General features: G+C 67.7%; 12 protein-coding genes and 1 rRNA gene. 10 read left to right on the top strand and 3 right to left on the bottom strand.

Annotation, left to right across the window (positions count from 1 at the left end; all coding sequences use genetic code 11):
* Positions 1-12 precede the first annotated feature (12 nt).
* The 4 genes from AC1DZQ_RS07060 (at position 13) to AC1DZQ_RS07045 (ending at position 4,060) form a co-directional block, all read left to right on the top strand.
* Complete coding sequence (locus AC1DZQ_RS07060) at positions 13-1,218, top strand: argininosuccinate synthase (protein WP_028277269.1); 1,206 nt, start codon at positions 13-15, stop codon at positions 1,216-1,218.
* 5 nt (positions 1,219-1,223) lie between these two features.
* Positions 1,224-2,651: an argininosuccinate lyase gene (argH, locus tag AC1DZQ_RS07055; protein ID WP_476962845.1), complete on the top strand. Its 1,428-nt coding sequence runs from the start codon at positions 1,224-1,226 to the stop codon at positions 2,649-2,651.
* 77 nt (positions 2,652-2,728) lie between these two features.
* Positions 2,729-3,265: a pyridoxine/pyridoxamine 5'-phosphate oxidase gene (locus AC1DZQ_RS07050; protein ID WP_476962844.1), complete on the top strand. Its 537-nt coding sequence runs from the start codon at positions 2,729-2,731 to the stop codon at positions 3,263-3,265.
* Positions 3,266-3,322: 57 nt separating this feature from the next.
* The gene (locus AC1DZQ_RS07045; protein WP_476962843.1) at positions 3,323-4,060 is read left to right on the top strand and encodes a maleylpyruvate isomerase family mycothiol-dependent enzyme; all 738 of its coding nucleotides are present in this window, start codon (positions 3,323-3,325) and stop codon (positions 4,058-4,060) included.
* 67 nt (positions 4,061-4,127) lie between these two features.
* On the opposite strand, the gene AC1DZQ_RS07040 is transcribed toward AC1DZQ_RS07045, so the two are convergent.
* Positions 4,128-4,646 (bottom strand): methylated-DNA--[protein]-cysteine S-methyltransferase, encoded by a 519-nt coding sequence (locus AC1DZQ_RS07040; protein WP_476962842.1) that lies wholly within the window; start codon positions 4,644-4,646, stop codon positions 4,128-4,130.
* Positions 4,643-6,178: an AlkA N-terminal domain-containing protein gene (locus AC1DZQ_RS07035; RefSeq protein WP_476962841.1), complete on the bottom strand. Its 1,536-nt coding sequence runs from the start codon at positions 6,176-6,178 to the stop codon at positions 4,643-4,645. The genes AC1DZQ_RS07040 and AC1DZQ_RS07035 overlap by 4 nt, the downstream gene beginning before the upstream one ends.
* 90 nt (positions 6,179-6,268) lie before the next feature.
* On the opposite strand from AC1DZQ_RS07035, the gene AC1DZQ_RS07030 reads away from it, so the two are divergent.
* Positions 6,269-6,970, top strand: a complete 702-nt coding sequence (locus AC1DZQ_RS07030) for a DNA-3-methyladenine glycosylase (protein WP_476962840.1) — start codon at positions 6,269-6,271, stop codon at positions 6,968-6,970.
* An 87-nt stretch (positions 6,971-7,057) separates the two neighbouring features.
* On the top strand, positions 7,058-7,687 hold the full coding sequence (locus tag AC1DZQ_RS07025) for a hypothetical protein (protein ID WP_476962839.1): 630 nt from the start codon (positions 7,058-7,060) through the stop codon (positions 7,685-7,687).
* 6 nt (positions 7,688-7,693) lie between these two features.
* On the opposite strand, the gene AC1DZQ_RS07020 is transcribed toward AC1DZQ_RS07025, so the two are convergent.
* Positions 7,694-8,311 (bottom strand): GNAT family N-acetyltransferase, encoded by a 618-nt coding sequence (locus tag AC1DZQ_RS07020; RefSeq protein WP_476962838.1) that lies wholly within the window; start codon positions 8,309-8,311, stop codon positions 7,694-7,696.
* 187 nt (positions 8,312-8,498) lie between these two features.
* On the opposite strand from AC1DZQ_RS07020, the gene AC1DZQ_RS07015 reads away from it, so the two are divergent.
* The 4 genes from AC1DZQ_RS07015 to AC1DZQ_RS07000 all read left to right on the top strand — a co-directional run.
* Positions 8,499-9,020 carry an adenine phosphoribosyltransferase gene (locus AC1DZQ_RS07015; protein WP_476963037.1) on the top strand — a complete coding sequence of 174 codons (522 nt, stop codon included), beginning with the start codon at positions 8,499-8,501 and terminating at the stop codon, positions 9,018-9,020.
* A 150-nt stretch (positions 9,021-9,170) separates the two neighbouring features.
* Positions 9,171-11,399, top strand: a complete 2,229-nt coding sequence (locus AC1DZQ_RS07010; RefSeq protein ID WP_476962837.1) for a HelD family protein — start codon at positions 9,171-9,173, stop codon at positions 11,397-11,399.
* Between the two features lie 96 nt (positions 11,400-11,495).
* Positions 11,496-12,809 (top strand): tyrosine--tRNA ligase, encoded by a 1,314-nt coding sequence (tyrS, locus tag AC1DZQ_RS07005; RefSeq protein WP_476962836.1) that lies wholly within the window; start codon positions 11,496-11,498, stop codon positions 12,807-12,809.
* 499 nt (positions 12,810-13,308) lie between these two features.
* Positions 13,309-13,376, top strand: a 16S ribosomal RNA gene (locus AC1DZQ_RS07000); the annotation flags it as partial.

Raw genomic sequence — 13,376 nt, 5'->3', positions numbered from 1 at the left:
AGGAGCATTTCCGTGACTGAGCGTATTGTTCTGGCCTACTCCGGTGGCCTGGATACTTCCGTAGCCATCGGCTGGATCGGTGAAGCCACCGGCGCCGAGGTCATCGCCGTGGCGGTCGACGTCGGACAGGGCGGCGAATCGCTGGAGACCATCCGCCAGCGCGCGCTGGGCTGCGGCGCCGTCGAAGCCTACGTCGCCGACGCCAGCGACGAGTTCGCCAACGAGTACTGCGTGCCCACGCTGAAGGCCAACGCCCTCTACCAGGGCCACTACCCGCTGGTCTCGGCCATCTCCCGCCCGGTGATCGTCAAGCACCTGGTCAAGGCCGCCCGCGAATTCGGCGCCACCACCGTCGCACACGGCTGCACCGGCAAGGGCAACGACCAGGTCCGCTTCGAAGTCGGCATCCAGACCCTCGGCCCGGACCTGAAGTGCATCGCACCGGTCCGCGACCTCGCCCTGACCCGCGACAAGGCCATTGCCTTCGCCGAGGAAAAGGGACTGCCGATCGAGACCACCAAGAAGAACCCGTACTCGATCGACCAGAACGTCTGGGGCCGCGCCGTCGAAACCGGCTATCTCGAAGACATCTGGAACGCCCCCACCAAGGACATCTACGACTACACCGCCACCCCGGAATTCCCGCCAGCACCGGATGAGGTCACCATCTCCTTCGAGGCCGGCGTGCCGGTCGCGATCGACGGCGTCAAGGTCACCCCGCTGCAGGCCATCAAAGAACTCAACCGCCGCGCCGGCGCCCAGGGCGTCGGCCGGATCGACGTCGTCGAGGACCGCCTCGTGGGCATCAAGTCCCGCGAGATCTATGAGGCGCCGGGCGCCATGGCGCTCATCACCGCGCACAAGCACCTCGAAGACATCACAATCGAGCGCGAGCAGGCCCGCTTCAAGGCGACCGTCGGCCAGCGCTGGGCCGAGCTGGTCTACGACGGCCAGTGGTTCTCCCCGCTCAAGCGCTCCCTCGACGCCTTCATCGAGGACACCCAAAAGTACGTCTCCGGCGACATCCGCATGGTGCTGCACGGCGGCCAGGCGATCGTCAACGGACGCCGCTCCGAGACCTCGCTGTACGACTTCGACCTCGCCACGTACGACACCGGCGACACCTTCGACCAGTCCATGGCGCGCGGCTTCATCGAGCTGTGGGGCATGTCCGCCAAGGTTGCCTCCGGCCGCGACATCCGCGTGGCAGGAGAGTAGCCCCTGTGGCTGAGCAGAAGTCCGAAGCCACCAACACCGGCGCGCTGTGGGGCGGCCGGTTCGCCGGCGGCCCCGCGGACGCCCTCGCCGCGTTGAGCAAGTCCACGCACTTCGACTGGAGGCTGGCCCGCTACGACATCGCTGGCTCCAAGGCGCACGCCCGCGTGCTGCACAAGGCCGGGCTGCTGGACGACGCCGAACTCGAGGGCATGCTTGCCGCCCTGACCCAGCTGGATGAGGACGTCGCCTCCGGCGCCTACCTGCCGGCGGAGTCCGATGAGGACGTGCACGGTTCGCTGGAGCGCGGCCTGATCGAGCGCGCCGGCACCCAGCTTGGCGGCAAGCTCCGCGCCGGCCGGTCCCGCAACGACCAGGTGGCCACGCTGGGCCGGATGTTCCTGCGCGACCACGCCCGGATCATCGCCCGCGGCGTGCTCGCCACGATCGACGCACTCGTGGACCAGGCCAAGGCGCACCAGGGGGTGGCCATGCCCGGCCGCACCCACCTGCAGCACGCCCAGCCCGTCCTGCTCAGCCACCACCTGCTGGCCCACGCCTGGGCGCTGCTGCGCGACGTGCAGCGGCTGCAGGACTGGGACAAGCGCGCCGGGGTTTCGCCCTACGGCTCGGGTGCCCTGGCGGGCTCCTCGCTCGGACTGGACCCCGAGGCAGTCGCCGCGGACCTGGGCTTCTTCTCGGCCACGCACAACTCGATCGACGGCACCGCCTCCCGCGACGTCTTCGCCGAGTTCGCCTGGATCACGGCCATGATCGGCGTGGACCTGTCCCGGGTCTCGGAGGAAGTGATCCTGTGGGCCACGAAGGAGTTCTCCTTCGTCACCCTGCACGATTCCTACTCCACCGGCTCCTCGATCATGCCGCAGAAGAAGAACCCGGACGTGGCGGAACTGGCGCGCGGAAAGGCTGGCCGGCTGATCGGCAACCTGACCGGGCTGCTGGCCACCCTGAAGGGCCTGCCGCTCGCCTACAACCGCGACCTGCAGGAGGACAAGGAGCCGGTCTTCGACGCCGCCGACACGCTGGAGGTCCTGCTCCCGGCAGTGTCCGGCATGATCGCGACGCTGAAGTTCAACACCGAACGGATGGAAGCGCTGGCCCCGCAGGGCTTCGCGCTGGCGACGGACATTGCCGAATGGCTGGTCCGCCAGGGCGTTCCGTTCCGCGAGGCGCACGAGCTCTCCGGCGCCGCGGTGAAGCAGGCCGAAAGCCGCGGCGTCGAGCTCTGGGACCTGACGGACGAGGAATACGCCGCCATCTCGGAGCACCTGACGCCGGAGGTCCGCACGGTCCTGTCCACTGAGGGTTCGCTCAACAGCCGGAACTCCCAGGGCGGCACCGCACCGGCCGCCGTCGAACGCCAGCTGCTGGCCCTTGAGGGCGAGCTCGCGGGCGTGCGAGAGTACGCGCGGTAGCAAGAGGTGGGGAAGGTCCCGGCAAGCACGACCACGGTGGTCGAGCCTGCCGGGACCTTCTTCGTTAAGGTAGCCATATGAGCGAATCGTTCCGCCAAATGCTGCGCGCCCTGCCCGATTTCCCCGACCGCCTCCCGGATTTCGACCCGGATGCGGCACCAGCGGACCCTGCCGAACTCTTCCGGCTGTGGCTCGCCGAAGCGCTGGCGGCCGGAGTTCCGCAGCCCAACGCGTGCAGCCTGGCCACCGCCGATGAGCAGGGCCGGCCGTCGTCGCGGATGCTGATCCTGAAGGACATCGACGCCGACGGTTGGCACTTCGCGACCTCCCGGGAATCCCGCAAGGGGCACGAGCTCGCGGTGAACCCGCACGCGGCGCTGAACTTCTTCTGGCAACAGCAGGGCCGCCAGGTGCGGGTGGCCGGGGACGTCGTGGAGCTGTCCGCCGAGGCGTCGGCCGCGGACTGGCGGGACCGGCCCGGCGCCGACGGCGGCGAAAATGCAAACAATGAAAACACAGGCTGGCAGCTCTACGCCATCCGACCCCGCGAAATCGAATTCTGGCAGGCCCGGCACGACCGCCGGCACATCCGGCACCGCTACGCGCCCCGCTGATCGGGTCCCGCTCAGTTAATCCATGTTAATTCGGTGGCTCGGTTTAGGATTGGCGCCATGACCTCAATCACACCAGATAACCTTCGGGCGGAACTGCACCGCGCCGCCGGCGTCGTGGCCGGAATCGCCGCGAAACTGACGGAACAGGACATCAACGCGCCGTCGGAACTGCCCGGCTGGAGCCGCGGGCACGTGCTGGCCCACATCTGCGGGATCGCCAACGCGATGGGCCGCCAGCTCGAATACGCCGCCCGCGGCGAGGGCGTCGAACTCTACGACGGCGGCTTCGATGGACGGAACCGCGCCATCGAGATGGCGGCCGGCCACAGCCTCGCGGAGCACAAGGCCGACCTTGACTCAGCGCTGGACCGGGTCCTGCGCGCCTTCGACACGCTCGACGCGGCCGGCTGGCGCGAGCCCATCACCTACCGCGGGGGCGTCGTGTTCGACGGCGGCCTGGCGCTGTGGCGCGAACTCGTCATCCATGCCGCCGATCTCGGCACTGGCCACGGACCGGAAACCTGGAGCCGCCCCTTCTGCGGGCACCTCTTCGACTTCCTCTCCGCCCGGGTGCCCGAGGGCCAGCGCTTCGTGCTGCAGCCGCTCGGCCTGCCCGCGGTGGCCATCGGGAGCGGCGGAACATCGACCGTGATCAACGGCATGCTCACGGACATCGCCGCGTGGCTCGCCGGCCGCACCCCCACGCTCGGCAGCCTGCGTGCCACCGCAGCGGCCGACGGCGTCGATCTTCCGGAGCTGCTGCCCTGGCCCGCCGGAGTTCCCGTCAACAACTGAGCACGCCCAGGTCGTCGCGGGCCATACGTCGGCCGGCGCGGTGCCGGGGCCCGAGCAGGCCTCAGGCCTAAGGCCGTGCGGAGGCGAGGGCGAGTTCGTGTTCCCGGTCCAGCAGGCTGCCCTTGATGGCCAGTCCCCAGCGGAAGCCGCCCAGGGTCCCGTCGGTCCGGATGACGCGGTGGCAGGGAACAAACAGGGCCGCCGCGTTGAAGGCGCAGGCGCTGGCCGCCGCCCGGACGGCCTTGGCGTTGCCGGACAGCTCCGCATACTCCGTGTACGTCACCGGGCGCCCCGGCGCGACCGTGCGCAGCACATCCCAGGCATGGCTGCGGAACGGACCGGACTTCTGCAGCACCGGCACCGCCATGGCCGGCTCCGGATCGCCGGCGTAGAACGCCTCCACCGCCGCCGAGATGGAGCCCAGTCCGGCGACGGTCTCGAATTCGCCTGGCAGCAGGTCCGCGTGGATCTGCCCGGTCAGCTCACCGGGAACGGCGGTCCAGCCCGATGACAGAACGACGCCGGCGCGGGCAATGATGGTGAAAGGACCGTCCGGGGTGGACATGGTCAACAGCTGGGCTTTCATGGTTTCGCTTTCTTCGGAGTCTGCTTTTGATTCAGCTTTTGAGTCTGTTTTTGATGCAGAGACGCGGTGCGCGCCGCGGCCTGGGCAGCCGCTGCTGCGCGCCACAAGTGCATGGTGGCGTACGAGCGCCATGGACTGACCTCACGGAAATCGGGGGTCAGGGCAGTGCCGTCGGGGGTCTGGGCGAGCGAGCGGATGCCGTTGCGGACCGCGGCGTCGTTGGCCAGGAACACATCCGGCGCGCCAATGACCCGCATCGCGACGTATCCCACGGTCCACGGTCCGACGCCGGACAGGGGCAGGAGCTTGGCCTCCAGTCCCTGCACATCATCGCCGTAGCCGAAGTCGAGATCGCCCGAGGCCATCGCGGCCGCGGCGCCCCGGACGGCATCGATCCGCCGCTGCGGGCCGCGGAGCAGTTCGAACCCGGTCTCGGCAATCTGTGCCGCCGTCGGAAACAGCCGGTGGAGGCCGTCGTCGGGCACCAGGCTCTGGCTCCCCACCGCGGAGAGCTGGACCAGGGCGGTCCGCGCGGCAGCCACCGTGATCTGCTGGCCGATCATGGCCCTGATCAGCAGCTCCTGCGGGTCAACGGCGCCGGGCATCCGCATGCCCGGCGTGCGCGCCACCGTGGCGGCCAGGCGGGGGTCGGCGGCGAGGGCGGCATCGATGGCGACGGGATCGGCGTCGAGGTCCAGCAGGCGGCGGACCCTGCTGAGCAGGGCGGCCAGGTCCCGGAGGTCGACGGCGCCGATGGTCAGCACGAGCGGACGCCCCGCCGCCCCGGCGTCGTAATCCACCCGGAAGCGGGCATCGCCGTGGGTCAGCCGCAGGGTCCGGGCGTAGGAACTGGAGGTACCTTCCTCGATCCCGGGGATGGCGCGGACGGCGAGGAAGTCGAAGACGCCGGGGTCGAACGGTTCGCGGTACGGAAGGTTGAGCGTGAGCGCTGTGGTCGCCGCGGGGGAGCGGTGATGCCGGGCTGTGGCCCGGAGGCCGGAAGGCGTCATCGCAAAGACCTCGCCGATGGTCTCGTTGAACTGGCGCACGCTGCTGAATCCGGCGGCAAACGCGATGTCCGAGACTTTCATGGCCGTGGAGACCAACAGGGTGCGGGCGGTCTGGGCGCGGCTCGCCCGCGCCAGGGACAGCGGGCCGGCGCCGAGTTCGTGGCTGAGGATCCGGTTGAGCTGGCGCGAGGAGTAGCCGAGCCGGGCCGCTAGCCCCTCGACGCCGTCGCGGTTGATCACGCCGTCATTAATGAGCCGCATGGCCCGGCCGGCGATATCGGAGCGCACGTTCCAGGCCGGCGTGCCGGGCACAGCCTCGGGCAGGCAGCGTTTGCACGCACGGTAGCCGGCGTCGTGCGCCGCAGCGGACGTTTCATAGAACGTGACGTTGTCCGCCTTGGGCGTCCGCGCGGGGCACGAGGGCCGGCAGTAGATGCCGGTGGTCCGGACAGCGGTGTAGAACTGCCCGTCGAATCGGGTGTCCCGGGCATCGATTGCCCGGTAGCGCTGCCAGAAGTCCATGACCCCATCCTGCCAGCTTCGCGGAACAGCTGCTAGCGGGATTCGGACACGGCCGTATGGTCTTCCGGCGGTGTTTGTTAAAGTCTGAGCATGACTTCCAGCCCGCTTCCTGCCCAGTCCGGCACGGAGTCCGGCGCGGCCGGGCCGGTCCGCGAGCTGCTCTCGGCCGATGCCCGGCACGTGGCGCCGCTGCTCCTCGGCGCCGTGTTGACGCACGACGGGCGCGACGGATCCGTCTCGGTCCGGATTACCGAAGTGGAGGCTTACCTTGGCCCGCATGATTCGCGCCACCCTGACCCCGGGTCCCATACCTTCCGCGGCCAAACGGCCCGCAACGCCCCGATGTTCGGCCCGGCCGGCCACCTCTACGTGTACTTCACGTACGGGATGCACCACTGCGCCAATATCGTGTGCGGGCCCGAGGGCGTGGCGTCGGCGCTGCTGCTGCGGGCCGGCGAAGTGGTTGCCGGTCACGAGTTGGCCAGAGCCAGGCGGCAGACGTCGAAATCGGACCTCGACCTCGCGAGTGGGCCTGCCCGGCTGGCCACCGCGCTGGGGTTGACGACGGCGGACAGCGGGCGGGACGCCCTCGCGCCGCCGTTCCGGCTGGAACCGCCCGCGCACCCGCCGGAAGGGGTCGAGGCTGGCATCAGCTCCGGCCCACGTGTCGGGGTCTCCGGCGCCGGCGGGAGCCACGACTACCCCTGGCGGTTCTGGCTCAGCGGCGACCCGACAGTCTCCCGCTACAAGGCGGCAAAGCCGGCAAAGGCGGCAAGCACCCGCGGCGCGTGACGTGTCGGGCGCTCGGCACGCGCCGTGCCGGCACCCTGATGCCGGCACGCTGATGCCGGCACCCGCGGTGGGGGAGGATGGAGCATTATGGGCGAGGGGAAACGCGGAAAACCGGGCAGCGAGCTGGAGCGGCTCCAGATCTTCGCGCAGCTGGCCACCGAGTACTTCCGCATGGTGGAACTGTTCACGTCTGACGGCGAGCAGGTTCCGGCGGACTCCGTCGAGGCAGAGCGCAGGCACTGGGTTGAGCTCTTCCGTGCGGCCCTGCTGCGGAAATTCATCGTTCCGGAAGAACACGTCTCGCTCAAACTCGTAGTACGAGCCCTGCGGCTGTGCAACTACACGGCTGACCCCCGGATAGCCGAGGGCGCAGCGGAAACGGCCGGTATGTTCACGAACGGGATGATCCGGGACCGCGAGGCGCTCATGGCCGAAATCGCCCTGGCCGACCATGACCAGTTTGAGGACGTCCTGTACGGACGGCTCCTTCATGGTGACGCCGACAGGTTCCGCCGGTCCGGGTGGGCCGGGGACTACGCCCGGCTGAGCAGCGTGGCGGCCGGACGGTTCGACGCCGAGCGCGCGCTCAGAACAGCGCTGGGCGTCGTCTCCTACGGCCTTGCCAACGGACTCCTGCGCCCGCCGGCACCGGGCGGCGACGCCGTGTCTCCAGGTGCCGTGTCGCCGGAAGCCGTGCCTCCACGGGCAGGGGAGTAGCGATGTCTAGGTGGCGGCGAAGCTGCTGAGCCCGTAGTCGGCGCCGACGGCGAAGGGGGCGAGGCGGCGCCGAAGGTCTTCGCGCACTTGCGGCCACTCCTGCGAGAGGATCGAGAAGATGGCGGTATCCGCGCGGCCCCCGCCGGGCGCCGCGCGGTGGCCGCGGAGGACCCCCTCGAACTGGGCGCCGAGCCGTTCGATCGCCTCCGCGCTCCGGGTGTTGCGGGCGTCGCAGCGGAAAGCCACCCGGTGCACTTCCAATACCTCATAGGCGTAGGCGAGGAGCATGTGCTTGCTCGCGGGATTGACGTGGCTGCCCCAGAACTGCCGCCCGTAGAATGTTCCGCCGATTTCCACGCGCTGTTGGGCAGGGACGTAGTCGCGGAGGGAGGTCGTGCCCAGCAGGGCGCCGGTGCGCCCGTCTGTCACGGCGAACGGGAGGGTGGCGGGATCCTCCAGCCGTGACTGGAACAGTGCCGCCAGCTCGCCGCTCGAGTCAGGCATGCGTGCCGCCATGCCTGCCCACATGCCGGGATCCACAAAATCAAAGAGGCCCGCCGCGTGGTGAGGGGCCAGCGGAACCAGACGGACCCCGTGGCCGGAGAGGACAATTTCGTGTCGCATTGGAGCATTCAATCACCGGCGGGGTGGACGGGAGCGGCGAATCCGGCGCCGCCGGCGTGAACATTAGATGACCGATGGGTTGCCCCGAGGCGGCCGGCCCGGGACGCCGCGGCCCGGTGGACGTCCCGCTACCAGCCAGTAAGGTGGATGGGTGAATCAAAGCGAGCCGAACCAGACGACGACTGCAATGCCGGTGGATGAGCTGATCAAGGGGCTGTGCGCCACCATCCCGGACTATCCCAAACCCGGGGTCAGCTTCAAGGACCTGACACCGGTGTTCGCCGACGGCGCCGCCTTCGGGGCCGTCGTCGATGCCCTGGTGGGACCTTTCCAGGGCCAGTTCGACGCCGTCGCCGGAGTGGAGGCCCGCGGCTTCCTGCTCGCGGCGGCCGCCGCCTACGCCACCGGGACCGGAGTTATCACGGTCCGCAAAGCCGGCAAGCTGCCGCGCGAAGTGTTTTCCGAGGACTACGCCCTGGAGTACGGCACTGCCACCCTTGAGCTGCACACCACGGATCTGGCGCCGGGGAGCCGGGTGCTGATCCTCGACGACGTGCTCGCCACAGGCGGCACGCTCGGCGCCGCGGCGCGGCTGTTCGAGCGGTGCGGGATCCACGTAGCCGGCGTCGGCGTGGTCATGGAACTGGACGAACTTGGCGGCCGCACCGCCCTGACCGGCCACAACGTCCGGTCTCTGCTGCGGATCTAGCGGGGACTGCGGGGGTGGACCATCCGGAATGGGTGGGTAGAATTCCCTGACGAAGACTGCCTTGGCATTGTTCGGGAGACATACGACAGTGACGTCAATCGAAATGGCTGTAGAATGGTAGGTCTGTCTTTTTCGATAGGGGAACGTTCGATGCACGACGCTGATTTGATCCATGAACGCGACTATGTGGCCGGACTTTACGCCCGGCTCGATGAGTTGCGGGCGGAGAAGCGCACCCAGTTGGCCCAGGTGCGCCGTGCCGGTGCCGTGGGCACCATGCAGAACGTTTCCGAACGCGATGCCTTCGCTGCCCTCTACGAGGACCGCCTCGCCCAGCTTGACGCCGTCGATGACCGGCTCGTGTTCGGCCGTCTGGATCTGGATTCCGGAGAGGCCCAGTACATCGGCCGCATCGGCCTGACCACCGAGGACCTGCAGCGGCTCATGGTGGACTGGCGTGCGCCCGAGGCCGGCCATTTTTACCAGGCCACGGCGTTCGACCGGCAGGGCGTCCGCCGCCGCCGTCACCTGATCCTGCAGGGCCGCGAGGTCAAGGCGATCGAGGATGACGTGCTCGACGCCGACATGCTCGCCGACAACGATTCGCTCCAGGGCGAAGGCGCGCTGCTGGCTGCCCTGAATTCCAAGCGGACGGGCCGGATGTCAGACATCGTCGGCACCATCCAGTCCGAGCAGGACCGGATCATCCGTTCCTCCATCTCCGGTGCCCTCGTGGTCCAGGGCGGTCCTGGCACGGGCAAGACCGCTGTGGCCCTGCACCGGGCCGCGTACCTGCTCTACACGCATCGGGACAGGCTCAAGAGCGCCGGCGTCCTGCTGGTGGGGCCGACGTCGTCCTTCATGAACTACATCGAACGCGTGCTGCCCTCGCTCGGCGAGACCGGCGTCGTTATGGCGAGCCTGGGCCGGCTCATGCCCGGCATCACCGCCGTCGCCGAGCCGGACTCGGCCGTGGCCGCCATCAAGGGCCGGCTCGACATGGCCGAGGTTGTCGCCAACGCCGTGGCCAACCGGCAGCGCATTCCGGCCGGAAACCGCACCCTCGAGGTTGACGGCCGCAAGCTGGTCCTCACGCCCAGGCAGGTCCGCCGCGCCAAGGAAAGGGCGCGCGCCACGGGCAAACCGCACAACGAGGCCCGCGTCTCCTTCGTCAAGATCCTGCTCCGCGAATTGACCGAGCAGATGACGGAGCTGGTGGAGGCAGGCAACATCGGCAACAACGCCGACCGCTCCTACCTGGCCGAGGATGTTCGTTCCGCCCGGGATGTCCGGATCGCCCTGAACCTGTGCTGGATGCCGATGACCCCGGAGAAGCTCGTGGGGGAGCTGCTCAGCAAGCCGGCCATCCTCGAGGCATGCACCCCGAATCTCAGCCCGGAGGAACGCGCGTTGCTGCTCCGTCCTGCCGATTCGCCCTGGACCGAGTCCGACGTTCCGCTGCTCGACGAGGCTGCCGAATTGCTCGGGGAGCTTGATGCCGCCGCCGGACGCGGCCTGGCGCAGCAGGAACAGGACCGCGCCCGCGACCTGGCCAACGCCAAGCAGACCCTGGTCAACATGGAAACCGCCGGCGTGGACGTCCTCGTCACGGCCGAAGACCTGGTGGACCAGAACCAGGAGCGTGAGACGCGGCTGACCGCTGCGGAGCGTGCCACCACGGACCGTTCCTGGGCCTTCGGGCACATCGTGGTGGACGAAGCGCAGGAGTTGTCACCCATGCAGTGGCGGCTGCTGGTCCGCCGCTGCCCGCTGAAGTCGTTCACGATCGTGGGGGACATCGCCCAGACCAGCTCCGTCGCCGGCGCCAACTCCTGGCACAGCGCGCTGGGCCCCATGTTCGGCGACCGTTGGCAGCTCGAGGAACTGACCGTCAACTACCGCACCCCGTCCCAGATCGCCGAGGCCGCCGCCCGCATGGCGACCGCGGCCGGACTGGTGGTTTCGGCGCCCAAGGCCGTCCGGGAAGGGCACTGGTCGCCGTTCATCGACAAGGTCAGTCAGGGCCAGATCGTCAACAAGCTCGTCGAAGTGCTTCCGGAGGAACTGGACGCCATCGAGGGCGGCCTGCTGGCGGTCATCGCCGACGGCGACCTTCTCCCCGAGGCCAGCGCGGCCCTGCGGGCCGTCTACGGCCACCGTGTCGGGACAGGCGCGGGGAGTTATGCCCAGGACATCGTGGTGATCAGTCCCCGCGAGGCAAAGGGACTGGAATTTGACGGCGTCGTGGTCCTGGAACCGACGGACATGCTCAACCACGAGCACGGCCGGGTGGGCGACCTGTATGTGGCCATGACCCGGCCCACGCAGCGCCTGCGGCTCATCGCCGCTGCCGGAGTCCCGGCAGGCATCGAGGAGTAGACCCGGTCCGGCTGCCGGGCGGTCTTGGCTGTCCGGCTCCCGGATGCACGGCGTCACCTGCGATGCGGATCTGTTGATCCTGCTAACTTAGATTCCGTGTCCCAGCTAAATATTCTCGATGCCCAGCACAACGACCCCAGCTTTGCCAATATCTGGCAGGAGCTGAAATGGCGTGGCCTTGTCCACGTCTCCACGGATGAGGCAGAGCTGGAAAAGCTCCTCGCCGGCGACCCCGTGACGTATTACTGCGGCTTCGATCCGACCGCACCGAGCCTGCACCTGGGCAACCTGGTCCAGCTGCTGCTCATGCGCCGGCTCCAGCTGGCCGGCCACAAGCCGCTCGGACTGGTGGGCGGCTCCACGGGCCTGATCGGTGATCCGCGTCCGACGGCGGAACGCACCCTCAACACCAAGGACACCGTGTCCGAATGGGTGGGCTACCTGCAGGCGCAGGTCCGCCGCTTCCTGAGCTTCGAGGGCGACAACGCCGCCCGGATGGTCAACAACCTGGACTGGACGGCGCCCCTGAGCGCCATCGACTTCCTGCGCGAGATCGGCAAGCACTACCGTGTAGGCACCATGCTCCGCAAGGACGCCGTCGCCTCCCGCCTCGGTTCCGACGAAGGTATCAGCTACACGGAGTTCAGCTACCAGATCCTGCAGGGCATGGACTACCTGCAGTTGTTCCGCGACCACGGTTGCATGCTGCAGACCGGCGGCTCGGATCAGTGGGGCAACCTCACCAGTGGCACCGAGCTGATCCGCAAGGTTGAGGGCAAGCATGTCCACGCCCTGGGAACGCCGCTCATCACCAACTCTGACGGCACCAAGTTTGGCAAGAGCGAGGGCAACGCGATCTGGCTGGATCCGGCCATGTGCAGCCCGTACGCCTTCTACCAGTTCTGGCTCAATACGGCGGACGCCGATGTCGCAGACCGCCTCAAAGTGTTCACCTTCCTGAGCCAGGCCGAGATTGAAGCACTGGAGCTCGCGGTCGCCGAACGGCCCTTCGCCCGCGAAGGCCAGCGGAAACTGGCTTACGAGGTGACCTCGCTCGTCCATGGCGTGGACGCCACGGAGAAGGTCATTGCGGCATCCGCCGCGGTGTTCGGCAACGGCGATCTCTCCGTACTGGACGAAGCGACATTGAGGGCGGCGACCTCCGAGCTGCCCTCCACCACTGTCGACGCCGGCGCCCTCGGCATCATCGAGCTGCTGGTCGCCTCCGGCCTGTCAGAGAGCAAGTCCGCCGCACGCCGCACCGTGGGGGAAGGCGGGGCCTACGTCAACAACGCGAAGGTTTCCGACCCCGACGCCGTCATCGCGGCGAGCGAATTGCTGCACGGGCGCTACCTGCTCCTGCGCCGGGGCAAGAAGAACCTGGCAACGGTGGAAGTCGCCGCGTCCTGATCAGCGTCGAAAACGCACCCGCACGCTCCTTCCCGGCCGATTTGCGCGGCCGGGAAGGAGCGTGTATTGTTTTCTGAGTCGCCGCCGTTGAGTGGTGACAAACCCCCACAAATGAGAAGCAATTCTTCATGCGCTAGGCGCACACAATGGAATTTGCTTCAATTCTGCTGGGCGGATTCGCTCCACAAGGTGAAATTCCGATGAAAATCGTGAATTTGCAAAGTGGAAATGAATGAAATAAGCTATGAACATCGCAGCGAAGAAAAACGAAATAAAGAATTCATGGAAATGAATTGTTTCGGCAAGTATTCGAATGTATCTGTTGTTTGAGAACTCAATAGTGTGCCAAGTTTGTTGATACCAATTTATTGTATTGAATTGGTTGAATTGACTGGATTGCGCCACCCCGTGGTGTGGTCTGGTTTTTACAGCTGGTTTCAAATTTTGTGCAGCGTGTGCATCCCGTTTTCCCGGGGGCGCATGTTGTGTCTGTTTTACTTCAACGGAGAGTTTGATCCTGGCTCAGGATGAACGCTGGCGGCGTGCTTAACACATGCAAGTCGAACG

This window comes from Arthrobacter sp. P1_C12_2 (assembly GCF_056406415.1).
The sequence above is the reverse complement of the archived record's forward strand: the minus strand, read 5'-3'. Positions and strand labels throughout refer to the sequence as shown.